The organism is Candidatus Sulfidibacterium hydrothermale, assembly GCF_020149915.1.
Taxonomy (GTDB): domain Bacteria; phylum Bacteroidota; class Bacteroidia; order Bacteroidales; family F082; genus Sulfidibacterium; species Sulfidibacterium hydrothermale.
Window position 1 is genome coordinate 2,913,034 of the sequence record NZ_CP083760.1, and the last position, 19,876, is coordinate 2,932,909.

The following is a 19,876-nucleotide window of genomic DNA, read 5'->3' on the forward strand; positions in this document are numbered from 1 at the left end:
ATTTTCATCCCCTATCACAGAATTTACCGGTTTTTATTCTTTTCATTCCCTGTTTTTTTGTATCATTGGCTTTTGCATAGGTTAATTCAGTCATCGTTAAACGGTTTATAAATGCCTTTTGAAAACCCACCGGAAAATTCGACACCGAAAACAGGCCTGAAAAGAGCCATTGCTTTCGGACGAAAATACATTGATTACCGCATGGGAATATATGGTGCCGTGGTAATGGCTTCCATTGTGTTTTACATTAACTTCCGCGGCACGCAGGATTATAGCGGAGCCACCACTGCCGCCCTGAAACAAGGTACTTACACTTTTTTCTTCGGCGGGTTTATCATGCGACTGAGTGAACGGATAGCGGTTGAAATCAGAAAAAAAGCCATTGCGCTAATCCTGGCCTGTGTGGTTCCTTCGCTTTTATCCCTGGTTTTAACTTTTGGGCTGCACAACCTGAAAGGGACACCCAAACCGCTTCAGTCCACTATCCCTACTGCTGTTTTTGTCATTCCGGCCACCGCTGTATGGGGCTATTTGAAAAGAAAGAAAGCAGAAGCTAAGATCCACAAAACAGATTAATATTCGTCGCGGCTTTTTATCGGCAAATCTTCCAGTTTATAGCGACTGATGGCATACACAAAAGCACTGGCCAGCCGGGCATTGGTGATGAGCGGAATGTTGAAATCCACCGCGGCACGCCGGATGGTGTAATCGTTGCTCAACTCTCTTGAAGTGAGGTTTTTCGGAACATTAATCACCAAATCTACCACCTTGTTTTTGATCAGGTCGTAGGCATTGGGCTGCTGTTTTTCGTCGGGCCAGAAAACACGAATGGTTTCAATGCCGTTTTTGGTATAAAAGTCGTGTGTGCCTTTGGTGGCATACAGCTGATATCCTTTTTCCTGCAGCATACGGGCGCTGTTGATGAGCTCGGTTTTCGAACGCAACGGTCCCGAAGAGATCAGAATACCCTTTTCGGGAATGCGGTATCCTACCGACAAAAGGGCTTTCAGGATGGCTTCGTAATAATCGTCGCCGATACAGCCCACTTCGCCTGTGGAAACCATGTCCACACCGAGCACCGGGTCGGCTTTGCTCAGGCGCGAAAAGGAAAACTGTGGTGCCTTGACGCCGATGTGGTCAATGTCGAAAAGCGATTTTCCAGGTTTTTCGGGATTTTCCCCCAGCATAATCCGGACGGCATAATCGATAAAATTGGTGTTTAACACTTTGGAAACAAACGGAAAGCTGCGCGAAGCCCGCAGGTTACATTCAATGACCTTGATATCGTTGTCTTTGGCCAGGAACTGGATGTTAAACGGACCGCTGATGTGCAGCTCGCGGGCAATCTGCCGGCTGATGCGTTTAATGCGGCGAACGGTTTCCACGTAAACTTTTTGCGGGGGAAACATGATGGTGGCATCGCCCGAGTGAACGCCGGCAAATTCCACATGTTCCGAAATGGCATACACAACCACGTCGCCGTCGCGGGCCACGGCGTCCATTTCAATCTCTTTGGCTTCGGTAAGGAATTTGGAAACCACCACCGGATACTGTTTGGAAACTTCGGTGGCCAGCCGGAGGAAATGTTTCAGCTCGTTTTTATTGGAAACCACATTCATGGCAGCGCCCGAAAGCACATACGAAGGCCGAATCAGCACCGGAAAGCCTACTTCTTCCGTAAAGCTGTAAATATCTTCGAGGCTGGTCAGCTCGCGCCATTCGGGCTGGTGTACCCCAATCTTGTCCAGCATTTCCGAAAATTTATAACGATTTTCGGCGCGGTCAATGTTTTCGGGGGCGGTTCCCAAAACAGGAATTTTTTGTCGGTGCAGCCGCATGGCCAGGTTGTTGGGTATTTGTCCGCCGGTGGAAACAATTACCCCGTGTGGATTTTCCAGTCCGGCAATGTCCAGCACCCGTTCAAAAGTGAGTTCTTCGAGATAAAGCCGGTCGCAGCGGTCGTAATCAGTGCTTACCGTTTCCGGGTTGTAGTTGATCATCACAGCACGAAAGCCTTTGCGACGGATGGTGTCCAGTGCATTTACCGACGACCAGTCAAATTCCACGCTGCTACCGATGCGATACGCCCCCGAGCCCAGCACGATGACCGAACGGCCGTCGTTTTCGTAACGGATGTCGTTTTCACTTCCGTGGTACGTGAGATAAAGATAATTGGTTTGTGCCGGGTATTCGGCTGCCAGCGTATCAATTTGCTTAACGGAAGGGACAATTCCCCGTTTTTGCCGGTGATTTCGCACTTCCAGAATTTCATCGTCGGTACTGCCGATGGCCCGGTCGTTATAAATCAGGCGGGCAATCTGAAAATCGGAAAATCCGGCTTGTTTGGCTTCGCGCAACAGCGCATCCGGTAAATCTTCCAGGTGGTTAAAAGTTAGCAGTTCCTGCTCGATATCCAGTATGTTCTTCAGCTTTTCGAGAAACCATTTGTCAATGCGGGTGTGTTGATGGATTTTTTCCACTGGCCATCCCCGGTGCAGTGCTTCGGCAAGGTAGAAAACCCGCATGTCGGTAGGCTTTTGTAATGCCTGCGCAAGATTGCGCGGTTTCAGTGCTTTGTTGGCAGCAAAGCCGTGCATGCCTACGCCCACCATGCGCAGTCCTTTCTGAAAAGCTTCTTCAAAACTCCGGCCGATGGCCATCACTTCGCCCACGCTCTTCATCCCGGAACCGATTTCGTGCGAAACACCGACGAACTTGTTTAAATCCCATCGCGGAATTTTCACCACAAGATAATCCAGTGCCGGTTCAAAAAAAGCCGGTGTAGTCCGGGTAACGCTGTTTTTCAGTTCGTGCAGGCCGTATCCCAGTCCCAGCTTGGCCGCCACAAACGCCAGCGGATAACCGGTAGCTTTGGATGCCAGCGCACTGGAACGCGACAGCCGGGCATTGACTTCAATAACCCGGTAGTCTTCCGAATCAGGGTCGAGGGCAAACTGTACGTTGCATTCGCCAATGATGCCTACAGCCCGGGCAATGTCCATGGAAAGTTGTCGTAATTTGTGGTATTCGCGGTTGGTAAGTGTTTGCGATGGGGCCACCACAATGCTTTCGCCGGTGTGGATGCCAAGCGGGTCGAAATTTTCCATGTTACACACGGTAACCACGTTGTCGTACCGGTCGCGAACCACTTCGTATTCCACTTCTTTCCAGCCTTTAAGCGATTCTTCCACCAATACCTGATTTGAATAAGAAAAGGATTTGGACAACAGCGTGGAAAGTTCTTCTTCATCGGAACAAAATCCGCTGCCCTGGCCGCCCAGCGTGTAAGCCGCCCGGATAATCAGCGGGAAACCTATTTTCCGTGCCGCTTCAAGGGCTTCCTGCCGGTTGGTAACGGCTACCGATTGCGGGGTTTTGATGCCGGCAGTATGTAGCATTTCGGCAAAACGTTCGCGGTCTTCGGTTTGAATGATCGATTCCACCGGCGTACCCAGTACTTCCACTCCGTGTTTTTTCAGTACTTCCGAACGGTACAGTTCCACGCCACAGTTCAGGGCCGTTTGTCCGCCGAAGGCCAGCAGGATGCCCTGCGGTTTTTCTTTTTCGATGACCTTTTCCACAAACCAAGGAGTAACGGGCAGAAAATAAAGCTTGTCGGCAATGCCTTCCGACGTTTGTACCGTGGCAATGTTGGGATTGATCAGGACGGTTTCTATTCCTTCTTCTTTCAGCGCTTTCAACGCCTGGCTGCCGCTGTAATCGAACTCGCCGGCTTCGCCGATTTTCAGGGCACCGGAACCAAGAACAAGGACTTTTTTTATCTGTTTTTCCATTTTTCGATTTCCTGTACAAAATTTCCAAATAAAAAGGCTGTATCGGTTGGACCACCGGCTGCTTCAGGATGAAACTGCGTGGTAAAAACGGGTTTTGTCCGGTGGCGGATTCCTTCGTTACTCTGATCATTCAGGTTTTTAAAATAAATTTTCCAGTCGCTGTTTAACGTCTTTTCATCTACGGCAAAACCGTGATTTTGCGAAGTCAGGTAAGCCCTGCGGGTTCCAGCCTGAATAACCGGTTGATTATGACTGCGGTGACCGAATTTCAGTTTGTACGTCTGTGCTCCGGCAGCCAGCGCTACCAGCTGATGTCCCAGGCAGATGCCAAATACGGGTTTGTCTTCTTCAAGGGATGTTTTCAGATGATTGATGGTAGGAACACAGGTTTGCGGGTCGCCGGGACCGTTGGAAATAAACAGACCGTCGTATTCCTCGTGGCTGTAATCGTAATCCCACGGCACACGAATAATCTGGGTGTCGTAACGCAACAGGTAACGAATGATGTTGTTTTTCACGCCGCAGTCCACCAGCAAGATTTTGTGTTTCCCGTGGCCGTAAACCCGTTTCTCGCGGATGCATACCTGTGCCACCAGGTTTTCTTTGTTAGGATCCCAAAAGGGGATGTCTTCATCGAAAATGATTTTAGCGGGCATGGAACCTTTTTCACGGATGTGTTTGGTAAGCTGCCGGGTATCAATACCGAACAGGGCCGGCACTTTTTCGCTTTTGAGCCAGTCGCCCAGGCTCTGGGTGGCATTCCAGTGGCTGTGTTTCTCTGAGTAATCGGAAATAATAAGTGCCGAGATGTGTACATGTTCCGACTCGAAATGCAGCAACATGTCCCGGTCGGTTTCTTTTCCGGGAACGCCGTAATTACCGATGGAAGGATAGGTCAGTACCAAAATCTGGCCGCGGTACGAAGGGTCAGTAAGGCTTTCGGGATAACCGGTCATGGCGGTGTTGAAGACAATTTCGCCGGCTACGGAAGCCTCGTATCCGAAAGAAAATCCCGAAAAGGTGGTGCCGTCTTCAAGTATCAGTGTGGCCTGCCGGTAGCGGTTGCTTTTCATGACTAAGCTTTTTAAGGCCGAAAAAAGGCGGGAAATAATCCCGGAACTTTATCGACTTGTTGTTGTTCCGGGGTTCAAAGATAAGCGGATTATTCAGCCAGGAAAACAATTTTGTTTTTCTCTTATTCCGGTTTATGAACACGGATTGTTAGCAATCTGATTAACAGGTGTTTAAAAATAAACAAAAAGGGATATGCTCGGGATAATTATAACTTCCGAAACCGATTGAAACAACTCTTGGAAAGAGGCAAAAGAAAATGTTTAAAAAGTTTCCCCGGTCAAATCTTTTACCTTTCCACTTTTCAGGTTTGGATCAACCTGAAAAGTGATCTTTCGCTCATCCGTGTTTGCAATGCGGATGTACTTTTTGAAATAGTTTTGTAAGATTTGTCTGTCGTTAAAATATGCGGGCGAATGATGGATAAAATCCAAAAAATTAGCGTGAATTTTTAAAGTGTAATCGAAAAATTCACGTGAAAATTTCGATTATATCTGAAAAATTTGCGTTACTTTTGTTCTTATAAATAATAACCAATGGAAAATAAGATTGAAAGAAGCTTAATGCCGGTATTGCAAAAAGAGCTGGCCGAAAGCCATAAGATTATTATTTTGTACGGGGCAAGGCAAACCGGAAAAACCACGCTGGCCAATGATGTGCTTTCAAAGACAGAAGGAAAAATTTTAAAAGTAAATGCCGACGAATTAAGATATGCCGAAGTACTTTCTTCGCGGGATTTGCATAAATTGAAACTGCTGACGGGCGATTATGATATTTTGTTTATTGATGAAGCACAACGCATAAAAGATATCGGTATTAATCTTAAAATCTTGTATGACAACATTCCAAACCTGAAACTGTTTGTTACAGGTTCTTCTTCTTTCGACCTCGCCGACAAAGTAAAAGAGCCTCTTACGGGAAGGACTTCCACGTGGGTTTTATATCCTGTATCGGTCAGGGAATTGAGCAAAACCCATAATTATTTTGAACTGCAAAGCCGGCTTGAAGAGTTTATGTTGTTCGGGATGTACCCGGAACTGTTCCGGTATGAAACGGCGCAGCGTAAGGAAAAATATTTACGGGAACTGGCCTCCGCATACTTGTACAAAGATATTTTGGAACTGGCACCTGTCCGTAATACTTCCAAGATAAAAGATCTGCTCAAAATGCTGGCGTTTCAAATCGGATCGGAAGTTTCCCTAAATGAATTGGGAAACAGCCTCGGGATGAGCCAGGAAACGGTTCAGTCTTATATCCATTTGCTCGAAAAATCGTTTATTGTTTTCCGGTTAAGCGGTTTCAGCCGAAATCTTCGGAAAGAGATATCAAAACGCGACAAGATTTATTTTTGGGATTTGGGCATCCGGAATATGCTGATTGATAATTTTTCGCCCTTTAGCTTTCGCAACGACATAGGTGCTTTGTGGGAAAACTTTATTATCTCGGAAAGAATGAAATATTTATCATACAACGAGATATATGCCTCTTCTTATTTTTGGCGTACTTATACCGGTGCAGAGTTGGATTATGTTGAAGAACACAACGGCAAATTGTATGGCTATGAAATAAAATTTAAAAAAGCCCGGAAAAAAGCCCCCAAAGCATGGGTCGAAAATTACGGAAGCCGGTTTCAGTGTATCACCCGCGACAATTTTTGGGAGTTTGTTGTGTAGTTTTGCTCAAAGAATGTTTATCCCGAACATATTTGTAACCCATATTTTAAAGCGACAACAACTTTCTGCTTCCGGCACCGGAGGCTTTCAGTTCATATTTCTGAAGAATATCCGACAACACCACTGTTTTTGACTTTCGTCTATAACTTTCCAAGAAATTCAGATTGATTAATGCTGACCGGCTGATCCGGATAAAAGCCCCCCGGTTTTTTAACCTTTTACCTAACGTCCCCAATTGAGCAGTGATGAGATGGGACTTTCCGTTGGTGAGGTGGATATAAGAATAATTTTTATCCGCTTCGCAATAAACAATTTCTTCGGGGGCAACCATAATAAAACCATCCAACGTGTTGAAACGTATTTTACCCCGGGTCATGTATGTTTCCAGCCGGTCAAGTTTTCTGTTCAGGTTCATTTCACTCCTTTCCAGCTGAAACCGGTCAATAGCATCTTTTAATTTATCCGTTTCAACCGGTTTGGTCAAAAAATCGAACGCTGCATGACGCAAGGCCTGTATTACATACTCGTCATATGCTGTAACAAAAATGACACAAACATTGACACGGATCATCTTTAATTTTTCCACCAGCCAGAAACCATCGTGTACCGGCATCTGCACATCCAAAAAGATAATTTCAGGAACCTGATCCACAATAATCTCTAAAGCCTGCTGTGCAGTTTCGGCTTTTGCAATAACAGAAAGCTCGGGGAAATGTTTCCTGATCAGGATTTCCAAACCATCGCGGGAATCCTGCTCATCATCTACAATCAGAACCGGAATAGGGTTATTCATTTTGGTTTTTTAAATAATAACAGTCAAAGTTAAATAAAAATATTTTTTCAGGCAAGACATGTACCGCCCTAAAAACAATATGGATTCGCTTTATAAGCAGTAAAAAGCGCTTCTCTGTTTCTCAAAATAATATTCATAAAAAGCTGAAAACTCATTACCTTTCCACGGTTTATCTGTTTTTAGGAATGTTTTTTCAAATTAGAGTAAAAAATGACAGGTTATTTTTTCTTCATGTTTTTTCAAAATTAAACAGAGAACCATTCTCTTCCAAAAAATTCTTTAGCTATTGTACCAGTTCCCCTTCTTTCTGTATAAAGACATATATTTTAAGTTTAAAGAGAAAAACAATACACTGATTCCAAATACCCATAGAATAATTATCACAATAAAAATGATGAAAAACAGATAAAAAAGAAATCAGGATTTTTTATCCAACACTACCCGCACAAGGGTCCCGGATGGGTGGCCGTTTTTATCCCGTAAATCGACATATTGCAAAGAGATACCTCTACCGCCGGTTTTCCGGTGTAACCGGATTAAATCGCGGAGCAGTTTCAGTCCTTTGCCGGGTTTTTGCAGTTTGGCTGCAGCTTCCCGGCCAATGCCATTGTCAGCAACTTCTATTACAGTATTCCCGCTTTCCATATAAAGCCGGACATCCACTTTTTTTAGCCCCGTTTTATTTCGTAAGCCGTGCTTAATGGCATTCTCCACCAGCAACTGTATCAACATCTGCGGAATCTTTTGATCAAGATTCACATGATTATCAATGGAAATAGAATACCCAAAATCTTCTTTAAACCGGAATTTTTCCAGTTCCAGATAATCTTTCACAAAATCAAGTTCCTCTTTCAGGGTAGTATTCAAAGTCTCTGTTTTCCTAAGCAACCCGCGAAGCAGCCGACTAAAGCGAACAATCTGGCCATACGTTTCATCTTTGTTCCCCAACGCTACATTATTGGCAATACCATTAAGAATATTAAACATAAAATGCGGGTCAAGCTGGCTTTTTAATGTTTTCATCTGCAACGCCGTAATAGTTTCTTCCATTTGCCGGTTTCGCAATAACCGGTTCCGGTGCATCCGCTGGGCAAACCATAAAATAAAAACCACTACTCCGTAAATCAGCAGCCAGAAAGGAAACTTTAAACAGTACAATGGATTGAATCTGTATGTATAATAATACAGCCGCGTTTTATACCGAACATATAATTCTCTTTTCCCTGTTTTGTTTTTAGAAACGCCACAATCAAATACCTGTAAATCAAAAGCAAAACCTTTATTTTCTACAGGAATTCGTACTACATGATCAAAATGGTCATCGGTAATAACGATATTCCGAAATCCTTTGGTAAGAAAAACATATTCTTTTTTATGACTTTTCCCAAGAAGAGAAGCAGACAAAATAAAGTTCCCAATATCATAATCTGTCTTCAATTTTTTAATTTTCAGTTTCTCATTAATAAATACAAGATAATTCCCATCTTTATAAATGAGTATATAGGGTTTCCCTTGAATCCGGTACGTTCCAAAAGTATTTTCCGTCGAAAATCTTTCACCAGGAGAGAAAGGAAAATCTTTTTCTGAAAACAACCGGGTACCATTTTTATAAAACCGGATTTTCAACAACTTTTTTGTCTTATTTCCCAAAAAGGCCACAATAAATTTTTCCCCTTTGTCATTCACAAAAGGCTTAATATTTACATAAGAGGGATATCCCTTATTCTCTATGGGAGGAAACAGAAATTGCAGTTTATGATTATACGCGGTAAACCACGAATCATAATCATCGTAAGGAATGGGCAGGGTGTCGCTGATATTGCCCGGTGTACCGGAGCTACAATAAATTTCAGGAAAGGAATCATTATCCATATCCGCAACCACTATATTCCCCAAATCAATTCCCGTGGACTTCGAGCGGAGTAATGTGTCTTTTTTCCGGTTAAAGATAAAAATACAACGCGGCTGTAAAGAGTAACCAGCCACAAAAGAAAAAACCAAATCTTTATATCCGTCTCGGTCCATATCAACGGCCCGAATTTTTGGAATAAGGTAATCTATTTCGCCATTTCTTTTCCATACTTTGGTGATAAACCGGTCTTTAAACAGATACCGCTTAGCGGGATAGGGTTGAAAAGCACCGAGAAAAACCGAATCATGACGATAATAAAAAACATACACTTCCGGATAACCATCCTTATTCAAATCCGCACAGATAAATTGTTTCGATCGATTCTGGAAATAACCGTTAAAATTCCATTGGTCATAATTAACTCCCTCATTGCTTGTTATCTTTACCGCTGCTTTATGATTAATATCATTATTAAAACCTACCAGGCATTCTGAAGCACCATCCTTGTTTAAATCCATAAAAACCAAATTAGAATGCAATCGGCTGTAATCTTTGTTTGTCACCTTTTTTACTTCATATTTGGAAAAGGTAACCGGAAGAGAAAGAATAATTCCAACAGCAATGGGAATAGCCAACACAAACGGGCTGGCCAACAAGTCGAGTAAAAATGTTTTAAAACGGGCTGAAAACATCATTGTTGATTCGTCAGCCTAAATTAGTAAAAAAATGATTATAAACCGGAAAAGTCTTTGTTTTATGATTTTTGTGGGATAATGGTGTTTTTACTTTTGAAGTTTCAGGATAATTGTTGGGAAATCCCAAAAGACAAAAAACAAATGACAAAAACCCTACTACTTTAAGTACTTCCCACTTCAAACTTCAAGTACTTGAAATGCCTAAAGTTTGAAGTGCCTAAAGTGGGAAAATTCCAAAAAAACAAAAAAGCAACCCCCAAAAAACAAATAAAATATTAATAATCAGCTTTTTGTCCTTCTGAGCGTAGCGAAGAATCTATTTTACTCCTTCATCGTTTGAGCATCCCGTTCGAACGATAATTTCCGGACTCATCTGCGTCAAACACCGATAAGATGTGATACATTGGAGTCCCGTAGGGACAACTATTATCATTGACTCTGAATTTATTCAGAGGCCCGTGTTCAACCCCTTCGGGGTTGTGATTTTATGATAGGTATTTCCCTGCACTTCGTACAGGGTTATTCCCGTTTAATCCCTCCGGGATTAGTTCTAAACACAAGATATGGTTCCAACTCGCTTTAAGTACTTCAAGTGCCTAAAATTTAAAATACGGAACATCAAACATTCTCACCACATCTCACCTATTTTTTCCGGATATAATCAGCAATCCAGTCGCCTACTTCAGAAGTGGAACGCGGGTTGTCACGGGTTAGATCTTCGGTAACATAATTTTCTTCCATCGACTGCATTACGGCCTCACGAATCAAAGCCGCTTCTTCATTCAATTTAAAGGCATATTCAAACATCATGGCCGCAGAAAGAATGGTCCCCAACGGGTTGGCAATATTTTTGCCCTTGGCCTGCGGATACGATCCGTGAATCGGTTCAAAAACCGACGTCAGTTTTCCAATAGAAGCCGATGGCAAAAGGCCAAGTGAACCGGTAATCACGCTGGCTTCATCCGTAAGGATATCGCCAAACATATTTTCGGTGACCATCACATCAAATTTGCCCGGCCATTGTATAATTTGCATAGCGGCATTGTCCACAAACATAAAATCAACGGTCAATTCAGGATAGTCTTTGACCACTTCTCCGGCCACCTCACGCCACAACCTTGAGGTTGCCAATACATTGGCTTTATCCACTACCGTCAACCGTTTGCTCCGCTGCATGGCGTATTCGCAACCCAATTTTACAATTCGTTCAATTTCATAGCGATGATAAACCGAAGAATCGTACGCTGTATTTCCGTCTTCAGAACGTCCCTGAGGTTTTCCGAAATAGATGCCGCCGGTCAGTTCGCGGAGTACCACAAAATCCACATTTTCCACCAAATCACGCCGCAAAGGCGATTTATCCAGCAACGAACGGAAAGTGGTTACGGGACGAACATTGGCATAAAGCCCCAATTTCTTCCGCATGGCCAGGAGACCTTGTTCCGGACGTACTTTAGCTTTTGGATCGTTATCATATTTCGGATCGCCAATGGCACCAAAGAGCACCGCATCCGAACTTTTACACAACTCAAAAGTTTCGTCAGGAAAAGGATTTCCCACCGCATCAATAGCGGTAGCTCCTACCAATCCTTCTTCGAATACCAGTTCATGATGATATTTTTCGCCAACGGCTTTACATACTTTTATTCCCTGTTCTACAATTTCAGGACCTATACCGTCGCCGGCCAAAACAGCAATTTTCATTTTCATAGATATCAATTTTTATTTATTTTTTTCGGTTGAATATTTTCTGTTTTCTGTTCAATGATATTCAACATTTTTTCCGTGGCTTTGATGGCTGCTACTGTTTGGTCGCCATCCAATCCTTTTGTTGTGATGGTATGGCCATGAAATTCCCATTTGATAATGGTTTCGACCAATGCATCGGTTTTTCCGCCGGGAGGAATGGTTACCCGATAATCGGTTAAAACCGGTTTTTCCTTTCCCAGATCATCATATATTTTCCAGAGAGCTTTCATAAACGCATCGTACTGTCCGTCGCCTATTGAGCTGCTTTCCCGGACATCTTTATCCATTTGCACACGAATATGCGCCATCGGCCGCATGCCTCCCGAAAGGGTAAGGGTATAATTTTTAATAAAAATCCGTTTATTCAGGGCTCCGTTATCCAGCACGTCGGCAATGATGTACGGTAAATCATCAGCCGTTACACTCTCTTTTCTGTCACCCAGCTCGATAATCCGTTGGGTTACCTGCCGGAGCGCATCATTATCAAGATGATACCCTAATGTTTCCAGATTTTTTTTGATACTGGCTTTCCCGGAAAGTTTTCCCAGGGCATATTTCCGGGTTCTTCCAAAACGCTCCGGAAGCAAATCATTATAGTACAAATGGTCTTTGCTGTCGCCATCGGCATGGATGCCGGAAGTCTGGGTAAACACATTTTCGCCCACAATGGGTTTGTTCACCGGAATACGAATTCCCGAGAACCGTTCTACCAGATGGCTGGCCCGGTTAATATTTTTTTCAACAATACCGGTTTTTACTTTCAGATGGTCATGTAAAACGCCCACAATACTTGACAAAGGTGCATTTCCGGCCCGCTCACCCAATCCGTTGATGGTTGTATGAATTCCGTTAAAGCCTGCTTTAACGGAAGCCAACACATTAGCCACCGACAAATCATAATCGTTATGGGCGTGAAAATCAAAATGTAAATCCGGATAACGGTCTCTTATTTTTTTACAAAAAGTATACGTTTGGTCTGGGTTTAAAATTCCCAGTGTATCCGGCAACATAAACCGCAGAATGTTTTCCTCTTTCAGCGCATCAAGCATAAAATAGACATACTCGGGCGATTGTAACATTCCGTTAGACCAGTCTTCGAGATAAATATTTGCCGCAATTCCCGATTTTTTTGCCCATTGCACTTCTCTTTTTATTTCATTGACATGTTCTTCCGGCGTTTTGCGTAATTGTTTTTCAAGATGACGTAAAGACCCTTTACTCAGCAAGTTAACCACCTTCAATCCGGCATCCTGTATCCATTGAATCGACTGTCCGTTATCAATAAACCCCAATACCTCAACACGATCTGTTTTTCCGGTTTCGGCAGCCCACCGGGCAATTTTACGAGCGGCATTAAATTCTCCCTCCGACACACGGGCAGAAGCAATCTCCACACGGTCTACTCCCAGCTCGGTAAGCAGAAATTTAGCCAGCTGCAATTTTTCGCCCGGTGAAAAAGAGATTCCTTGTGTTTGTTCCCCGTCACGCAGGGTCGTATCCATAATTTCCAAACGCATCATTCCTGTTCTCTTTGTTGTTCAAATGCCATAATTTTCTCTTTTTTACTCAAAAGAAAATCAATATCATCATAACCATTTAAAAAGCAGAGTTTTTTATACGGATTGATTTCAAAATGTTCACTTTCTCCGGTAGAAAGCAAAGTAATGGTTTGCTCTTCAAGCCGAATTTCCAGCTGCACTTTCGGGTCTTTTTCTATCTCAGCAAAGATCTTTTTCAGAAATTCTTCTGAAACCTGGACGGGCAGCAAGCCATTGTTCATGGCATTATTTTTAAAGATGTCTGCAAAAAAGCTGGACACCACCACCCGAAAGCCATAATCAAAAATAGCCCACGCAGCATGTTCACGGCTGGAACCACTTCCAAAGTTTTTCCCGGCTACGAGAATCTTTCCGGAATATTTCGGGTTATTCAGCACAAAATCTTTCACCGGTTTTCCGGCTTTATCGTAGCGCCAGTCGCGAAAAAGATTTTCGCCAAACCCTTCGCGGGATGTTGCTTTCAGAAAGCGTGCAGGAATAATCTGATCCGTATCCACATTTTCTGCCGGCAGAGGCACACCGGTTGAAGTCAGTATATCAAATTTGTCAATAGCCATTTTTCTAAATTTTTTGATTGGTTTATGATTACATCAACGAAGCCGGATCGGTAATTTTTCCGGTTACGGCAGCCGCTGCAGCCGTCAGCGGACTGGCCAGCAATGTACGGGCTCCGGGGCCCTGGCGTCCTTCAAAATTACGGTTAGAGGTAGAAACCGAATATTTTCCGGCCGGAATTTTATCTTCGTTCATTGCCAAACATGCCGAACATCCCGGCTGACGCAATTCAAATCCGGCTTCTTTCAGAATATCAACCAAGCCTTCTTCATAAGCCTGTTTTTCCACCTGTCTTGATCCGGGAACAATCCAGGCTGTAATATTCTCGGCTTTCTTTTTGCCTTTTACCAAAGCGGCAAAAGCCCGGATATCTTCGATACGGCCATTGGTACAACTTCCCAGAAAAACATAATCCACCGGATGACCTTCTAATTTCATACCGGGTTCAAAATCCATATATTTTAACGCTTTTAAAAATGAGGGTTGTTCTGCTTCCGGTATTTCTTCCAATGCAGGGATGGTTCCGTCGATGGCGATTCCCATACCCGGATTAGTTCCGTACGTGATCATCGGACGAATATCTTCTGCCCGAAAATCTAATTCTTTGTCAAATACAGCATCCGGATCGGTTTTCAGGTTTTTCCATTTTTCAAGAGCCCGATCCCAGTCTTTTCCTTTGGGAGCAAACTCCCGGCCTTTCACGTATTCAAAAGTTATTTCATCAGGAGCAATTAATCCTCCGCGGGCTCCCATCTCAATACTCATATTACAAATCGTCATCCGGGCTTCCATACTCAGACTGCGAATAGCACTTCCGGCATATTCTACAAAATAACCGGTAGCTCCGCTGGCCGAGATCTGCGAAATAATATAAAGGATAATGTCTTTTGCCGTAACCGCTTTCCCCAACGTCCCTTCAATATTTATCCGCATTTTTTTGGGTTTGGGCTGCAAAACACACTGACTGGCAAAAACCATCTCCACTTCGCTGGTACCAATCCCAAAAGCAATACTTCCGAAAGCACCGTGCGTGGAAGTGTGGCTATCTCCACAAACAATGGTCATGCCGGGCTGGGTAAATCCCAGTTCAGCTCCGATAACATGAACAATGCCGTTATACGGATGTCCGAGCCCGTAAAGTTCCACGCCAAATTCTTTGCAGTTCTTTTCCAACGTTTGTACCTGAATGCGAGAGAGTTCTTCGCGAATGGGTTTATCCTGATTTTTGGTAGGAATGTTATGGTCAGCCGTGGCCAAGGTACGCTCGGGACGAAATAAAGGAATTCCCCGCTGACGCAATCCGCTAAAAGCCTGCGGACTGGTTACTTCATGAATATAATGACGGTCGATATACAGCACATCCGGTCCGTCCGGTACCGAATCAACCACATGGCTGTCCCAGATCTTATCAAATAATGTTTTTGGTTTCACGAATATTTCTTTTTTAACAGGTTAAATAATTTTTGAAATAGCATCTACAAAAGCTTCTACTGCGCCGGTAATAATATCGGTACTGGCCGAAAAACCATAGTAAAGTGTTCCACGATTTTCAATTTGCACATGCACTTTACCCAAATCGTCACTACCACGGGTAATGGCCTGAATTAAAAACTCTTCGAGATGCACCTTGCGTTTAATGATTTGCTTGACTGCCGTAAAAGCAGCATCAATAGGACCGTTTCCTGAAGCGGTAGCCGAATGGATCTCGTCATTGATTTTCAGCTGGACTGTAGCCATCGGAACCGCCGATTTACCACACACCACCTGCAAAAGCTCCAGATGAATTTTGTGGTCTTTACGGGTTGCTTTCCCGATTAGTGCCCGTAAATCATCATCTTTGATGTCTTTTTTCTTATCTGCCAAAGCCAGAAAACGATCATAAATCTTATCCAGTTCTTTGCGGGCAAAGCTGTAACCGAGAATTTTCAAACGGTGTTTTAGTGCAGCACGGCCACTCCGGGCGGTCAGCTCGATACTCGACTCTTTGATCCCCACATCTTTAGGATTAATAATCTCATAGTTTTCCCGGTTTTTCAACACGCCATCCTGGTGAATTCCAGACGAATGAGCAAAAGCATTACGTCCTACAATGGCTTTGTTGGGTTGTACTGGCATGTTCATGAGCGACGAAACCAAACGGCTGGTTTTATAAATCTGTTTGGTATTGATATCTGTATGCAAAGGCAGATCTTTATGACTTTTCAGAATCATTACCACCTCTTCGAGCGACGTATTTCCGGCCCGTTCTCCAATACCGTTAATGGTAACTTCCACCTGCCGGGCTCCATTCAAAACGCCTTCGATGGTATTGGCGGTTGCCATCCCCAAATCGTTATGACAATGCGTAGAGATTACCGCTTTGTGCACATTTGAAACATGCTCCATCAGGTAACGGATTTTTTCGCCAAATTCATGAGGAAGACAATAACCGGTAGTATCCGGAATATTTACCACCGTAGCACCGGCAGCAATCACGGCTTCCACCACTTTGGCAAGATAAGCATTGTCGCTCCGTCCGGCATCTTCAGCGTAAAACTCCACATCTTCCACAAACTTCTTGGCATATTTCACCGCAGCCACTGCCCTTTCCAGAATTTTATCCGGGGTAGAATTCAGCTTGTATTTAATGTGGTACGGAGACGTTCCGATACCGGTATGGATTCTTTTTCGTTTGGCATACTGCAACGCTTCTGCCGCTACTTCAATATCTTTTTCAATGGCACGGGTAAGTCCGCAAATTACCGGTTTGGAAACCGCTTTAGAGATTTCGACCACCGACTGGAAATCACCGGGGCTGGAAATAGGAAATCCGGCTTCAATGACATCTACCCCCAAAGATTCGAGAGCTTTGGCTACTTCAATTTTTTCCACGGTGTTCAGCTGACAACCGGGTACTTGTTCGCCATCACGAAGTGTGGTGTCAAAAACAATAATTTTGTCGCTCATAACTTTACTTGTTTAATGTTTTTTGATCAGGTTAAGTCGCCACATAAAAAAAACTTCCCGTCAATTTATGGCGGGAAGTTTGTATTTTATCTGAGCAACATTTACAAAACTCCCGTCAACACCTATCAATGATAAGTATCGAAAGAATTATCCACCAAATGTTGCTGCGACTGTCCATAATCATGGGGACAAATGTAAAAGTTTTTTGAAACTGACAAATATTAATTTATCCTTTTTCTAAATTCTTTTAATAAACCGAATTAATTTATTAAAAATCAACCAAATAGCGATGTGCTCAAATATTTCTCTCCACGGTCGGGAAAAATCACCACAATGTTTCCTTTTTCTGCTTTTTTGGCTGTTTCTATAGCAGCCACCATAGCTGCCCCACTGCTCATGCCGACAAAGATGCTTTCTTTCCGAATAATTTCACGGGCCATTTCATAAGCTTCTTCCGTTTCAATCATTACCGTCTCATCAATTTTTGACGGATCGTAAATCGAGGGTACCAGGGCTTCTTCCATGTTTTTCAGTCCCTGGATATAATGCCCTTTGACCGGATGAGCACAAACAATTTTTATTTTCGGATTGTTTTCTTTCAATGCTTTACCTACTCCCATAATGGTTCCTGATGTTCCAATGGCCGAAACCAGATAATCCACCTCTCCATTGGTTTGCTGCCAGATTTCTTCTCCTGTGGTTTTGTAATGGGCCAGTTTATTGAAATGATTGCTAAACTGATCGGGCATAAAATATTTATCCGGAAAAGCAGCGGCCAGTTCCCGGGCTTTCTTTATGGCCCCATCGGTTCCTTCAGCAGCATCTACCAGGGTAAGTTTTGCTCCAAAAGCCTGGATAATTTTACGGCGTTCCACGGAAACCTGATCGTTCATCACGATCTCCACATCATATCCTTTGATATTTCCGATCATGGCTAAACCGATTCCCGTATTTCCGGAAGTCGCTTCAATAATGGTTTTGCCTTTGGTTAACAGTCCTTCGGCTTCGGCCTGTTGAATCATTTTCAGGGCAATCCGGTCTTTGATGCTTCCCGTAGGATTAAAACCTTCAAGCTTGGCAAAAATATTCACCTTCGGATTGGGATTCAAATGATTGATTTTCACCATAGGTGTATTTCCTATGGTCTGTAAAATATTTTGATACATTTTTTTAAAGTTTAAACGGTAAAAAGGAATTTTACAACAGGCCCAGTTCCAATTTGGCTTCGTCAGAAATCATATCCTGATCCCAGGGCGGGTCGAAGGTAATTTCCACATCCACATTTTTCACCCCGGTAAGATAGGAGATCTCCTCTTTTACCTGCTGTGGCAAAATTTCTGCCACCGGACAATTGGGAGCCGTAAGCGTCATCAGGATTTTTACATTGCCTTCGTCATCCACTTTGTGTTCATAAATCAGTCCCAGATCATAAATATTCACCGGGATCTCGGGATCAAAAATATTTTTCAAAACATTAATGATCTTTTCTTCCAAAGCACGTTTTTCTTCTGCCGTCATCTTATTGTTGTTTTAATTGGATTTGAAAAGCACGGGCATACAACATAATTTGTTTGACCATCGACGAAAGTCCGTTGGCGCGGGTAGGTGAAAGATGTTCTTTCAAGCCGATTTTTTCCAGAAAGTCGAGTTTGGCTTCCAGTATTTCTGCCGGAGTATGTCCCGACAAAACCCGGATAAGCAAGCTGATAATTCCTTTGGTTATGACGGCATCGCTATCAGCCGTCAGGTACATTTTCCCGTCTTTCAGCTCGGCATGCAACCAAACCCGGCTTTGACAGCCTGTAATTAAATACTGGTTGGTTTTATATTTTTCGTCAATCAGCGGAAGCTCTTTTCCCAGCTCAATAAGGTATGAATACTTATCCATCCAGTCGTCAAACATGGAAAATTCGTCAATGACTTCCTGTTCTTTTTCAGCAATGGTCATGGTTTTGTTTTTTTTATCCGACAAAAAATCTACCGCAACATTTTTACGGCATCATTTACCGCCTTGGCAAAAATATCAATTTCTTCCAGGGTATTATACAATGCAAACGAAGCACGCACGGTTCCGGGAATACCGTAAAAATCCATCAGTGGCTGTGCACAATGATGCCCTGTGCGTACGGCAATCCCCATTTGGTCAAGCAACAAACCCAAATCATAAGGATGAATTCCATTAACCAGAAATGAAATTACCGCTGCTTTTTCCGGGGCATGTCCCACAATACGCAGTCCGTCAATTTCCTGCAATTTTTCTGTGGCATATTGCAGTAATTTTTCTTCGTGTTCAAAAATTGCTTCCTGTCCGGTTTCCTGCATATACCGTAAAGCAGCTTCCAAACCTAAAGCGCCCGCCACATTGGGGGTACCGGCTTCATAACGATAAGGCAATTCATTAAAAGTAGTTTTTTCAAAAGTAACCTGATCGATCATTTCGCCACCAAACTGATAAGGAGGCAGGCGACGCAACCAGGTAAACCGACCGTAAAGCACGCCAATTCCCATGGGAGCATACACTTTATGTCCGGAAAAAGCATAAAAATCCACACCCAGATCCTGCACATCCACTTTGGTATGGGCAATTCCCTGCGCACCATCCAGTAAAACCGGAACGCCTTTTTTGTGGGCTAACGCTACAATTTCTTTCACCGGATTAATGGTACCCAGCACATTGGAAACGTGCGTAACCGCCAGTAATTTAACCTGAGGGGTTAACATTTTCTCAAGAAAATTCAAATCCAGGGTTCCGTCTAAATCAACCGGCCAGACCTTCAATTTAACTTTTCCATTTTCGCAAAGTTGCTGCCAGGGAACCAGATTCGAATGATGCTCCATTCCTGAAACAACAATTTCATCTCCCGGTTGAATCCAGGGACGCAACACCGTAGCCAGCAAATTGATGGATTCAGTTGTCCCGCGTGTAAAAAGAATTTCTTTACTTTCAGCAGCATTAATGAACCGGGCAATTGTTTTCCGTGCATTTTCATAAGCTTCGGTAGCGGTCTGACTTAAATGATGAACGCCCCGGTGAACATTGCTGTTTTCGTGCAGATAATAATCTGAAATACGCTGAATCACAGCCAACGGCTTCTGTGTTGTTGCCGCGTTATCAAAATAAACCAACGGTTTTCCGTTCACCTCTTGATGAAGAATTGGAAAATCTTTTCTTATTTGCCCACTATTCAT

General features: G+C 43.4%; 15 protein-coding genes. 2 read left to right on the forward strand and 13 right to left on the reverse strand.

Going from position 1 to position 19,876, the window contains the following annotated elements; translation table 11 throughout:
• The first annotated feature begins 111 nt into the window (after positions 1–111).
• Positions 112–576 (forward strand): hypothetical protein, encoded by a 465-nt coding sequence (locus LA303_RS11965; protein WP_240525613.1) that lies wholly within the window; start codon positions 112–114, stop codon positions 574–576.
• Here LA303_RS11965 and carB read toward each other — a convergent pair.
• Positions 573–3,794: a carbamoyl-phosphate synthase (glutamine-hydrolyzing) large subunit gene (gene carB, locus LA303_RS11970; protein WP_240525614.1), complete on the reverse strand. Its 3,222-nt coding sequence runs from the start codon at positions 3,792–3,794 to the stop codon at positions 573–575. The genes LA303_RS11965 and carB overlap by 4 nt on opposite strands.
• The gene (carA, locus tag LA303_RS11975) at positions 3,779–4,867 is read right to left on the reverse strand and encodes a glutamine-hydrolyzing carbamoyl-phosphate synthase small subunit (protein WP_240525615.1); all 1,089 of its coding nucleotides are present in this window, start codon (positions 4,865–4,867) and stop codon (positions 3,779–3,781) included. The genes carB and carA overlap by 16 nt, the downstream gene beginning before the upstream one ends.
• A 534-nt stretch (positions 4,868–5,401) precedes the next feature.
• Here carA and LA303_RS11980 point away from each other — a divergent pair.
• Complete coding sequence (locus LA303_RS11980; protein ID WP_240525616.1) at positions 5,402–6,538, forward strand: ATP-binding protein; 1,137 nt, start codon at positions 5,402–5,404, stop codon at positions 6,536–6,538.
• 46 nt (positions 6,539–6,584) lie between these two features.
• Here the strand turns inward: LA303_RS11980 and LA303_RS11985 are convergent, their stop codons facing one another.
• The 11 genes from LA303_RS11985 to LA303_RS12035 all read right to left on the reverse strand — a co-directional run bounded on the left by LA303_RS11985 (position 6,585) and on the right by LA303_RS12035 (position 19,876).
• Positions 6,585–7,331 (reverse strand): LytR/AlgR family response regulator transcription factor, encoded by a 747-nt coding sequence (locus LA303_RS11985; RefSeq protein ID WP_240525617.1) that lies wholly within the window; start codon positions 7,329–7,331, stop codon positions 6,585–6,587.
• Positions 7,332–7,748: 417 nt separating this feature from the next.
• Positions 7,749–9,878 (reverse strand): histidine kinase, encoded by a 2,130-nt coding sequence (locus LA303_RS11990; RefSeq protein WP_240525618.1) that lies wholly within the window; start codon positions 9,876–9,878, stop codon positions 7,749–7,751.
• A 642-nt stretch (positions 9,879–10,520) separates the two neighbouring features.
• Positions 10,521–11,588: a 3-isopropylmalate dehydrogenase gene (leuB, locus tag LA303_RS11995; RefSeq protein ID WP_240525619.1), complete on the reverse strand. Its 1,068-nt coding sequence runs from the start codon at positions 11,586–11,588 to the stop codon at positions 10,521–10,523.
• 5 nt (positions 11,589–11,593) lie between these two features.
• A complete protein-coding gene (locus tag LA303_RS12000) occupies positions 11,594–13,147 on the reverse strand; it encodes an alpha-isopropylmalate synthase regulatory domain-containing protein (protein ID WP_240525620.1) in 1,554 nt (517 codons plus the stop codon).
• Complete coding sequence (leuD, locus tag LA303_RS12005) at positions 13,144–13,743, reverse strand: 3-isopropylmalate dehydratase small subunit (RefSeq protein WP_240525621.1); 600 nt, start codon at positions 13,741–13,743, stop codon at positions 13,144–13,146. Before leuD ends, LA303_RS12000 begins: the two co-directional genes overlap by 4 nt.
• 28 nt (positions 13,744–13,771) lie before the next feature.
• Entirely contained in the window at positions 13,772–15,172 is a 1,401-nt protein-coding gene (gene leuC, locus LA303_RS12010; protein WP_240525622.1) for a 3-isopropylmalate dehydratase large subunit, read from the reverse strand.
• A gap of 21 nt (positions 15,173–15,193) precedes the next feature.
• Positions 15,194–16,687 carry a 2-isopropylmalate synthase gene (locus LA303_RS12015; protein WP_240525623.1) on the reverse strand — a complete coding sequence of 498 codons (1,494 nt, stop codon included), beginning with the start codon at positions 16,685–16,687 and terminating at the stop codon, positions 15,194–15,196.
• A 275-nt stretch (positions 16,688–16,962) separates the two neighbouring features.
• Complete coding sequence (locus tag LA303_RS12020) at positions 16,963–17,853, reverse strand: PLP-dependent cysteine synthase family protein (protein WP_240525624.1); 891 nt, start codon at positions 17,851–17,853, stop codon at positions 16,963–16,965.
• Between the two features lie 31 nt (positions 17,854–17,884).
• Complete coding sequence (locus LA303_RS12025; RefSeq protein WP_240525625.1) at positions 17,885–18,205, reverse strand: SUF system Fe-S cluster assembly protein; 321 nt, start codon at positions 18,203–18,205, stop codon at positions 17,885–17,887.
• 1 nt (position 18,206) lies between these two features.
• Positions 18,207–18,635, reverse strand: a complete 429-nt coding sequence (locus tag LA303_RS12030) for a SufE family protein (RefSeq protein WP_240525626.1) — start codon at positions 18,633–18,635, stop codon at positions 18,207–18,209.
• A 29-nt stretch (positions 18,636–18,664) separates the two neighbouring features.
• Positions 18,665–19,876, reverse strand: coding sequence for an aminotransferase class V-fold PLP-dependent enzyme (locus LA303_RS12035; protein WP_240525627.1), 1,212 nt, complete (start codon positions 19,874–19,876; stop codon positions 18,665–18,667).

Excerpts from the sequence above, each read along its gene's own strand:
- LA303_RS11965 (WP_240525613.1), top strand. The coding sequence starts at position 112 with ATGCCTTTTGAAAACCCACCGGAAAATTCGACACCGAAAACAGGCCTG.
- carB (WP_240525614.1), bottom strand. The coding sequence starts at position 3,794 with ATGGAAAAACAGATAAAAAAAGTCCTTGTTCTTGGTTCCGGTGCCCTG.
- carA (WP_240525615.1), bottom strand. The coding sequence starts at position 4,867 with ATGAAAAGCAACCGCTACCGGCAGGCCACACTGATACTTGAAGACGGC.
- LA303_RS11980 (WP_240525616.1), top strand. The coding sequence starts at position 5,402 with ATGGAAAATAAGATTGAAAGAAGCTTAATGCCGGTATTGCAAAAAGAG.
- LA303_RS11985 (WP_240525617.1), bottom strand. The coding sequence starts at position 7,331 with ATGAATAACCCTATTCCGGTTCTGATTGTAGATGATGAGCAGGATTCC.
- LA303_RS11990 (WP_240525618.1), bottom strand. The coding sequence starts at position 9,878 with ATGATGTTTTCAGCCCGTTTTAAAACATTTTTACTCGACTTGTTGGCC.
- leuB (WP_240525619.1), bottom strand. The coding sequence starts at position 11,588 with ATGAAAATGAAAATTGCTGTTTTGGCCGGCGACGGTATAGGTCCTGAA.
- LA303_RS12000 (WP_240525620.1), bottom strand. The coding sequence starts at position 13,147 with ATGATGCGTTTGGAAATTATGGATACGACCCTGCGTGACGGGGAACAA.
- leuD (WP_240525621.1), bottom strand. The coding sequence starts at position 13,743 with ATGGCTATTGACAAATTTGATATACTGACTTCAACCGGTGTGCCTCTG.
- LA303_RS12015 (WP_240525623.1), bottom strand. The coding sequence starts at position 16,687 with ATGAGCGACAAAATTATTGTTTTTGACACCACACTTCGTGATGGCGAA.
- LA303_RS12020 (WP_240525624.1), bottom strand. The coding sequence starts at position 17,853 with ATGTATCAAAATATTTTACAGACCATAGGAAATACACCTATGGTGAAA.
- LA303_RS12025 (WP_240525625.1), bottom strand. The coding sequence starts at position 18,205 with ATGACGGCAGAAGAAAAACGTGCTTTGGAAGAAAAGATCATTAATGTT.
- LA303_RS12030 (WP_240525626.1), bottom strand. The coding sequence starts at position 18,635 with ATGACCATTGCTGAAAAAGAACAGGAAGTCATTGACGAATTTTCCATG.
- LA303_RS12035 (WP_240525627.1), bottom strand. The coding sequence starts at position 19,876 with ATGAATAGTGGGCAAATAAGAAAAGATTTTCCAATTCTTCATCAAGAG.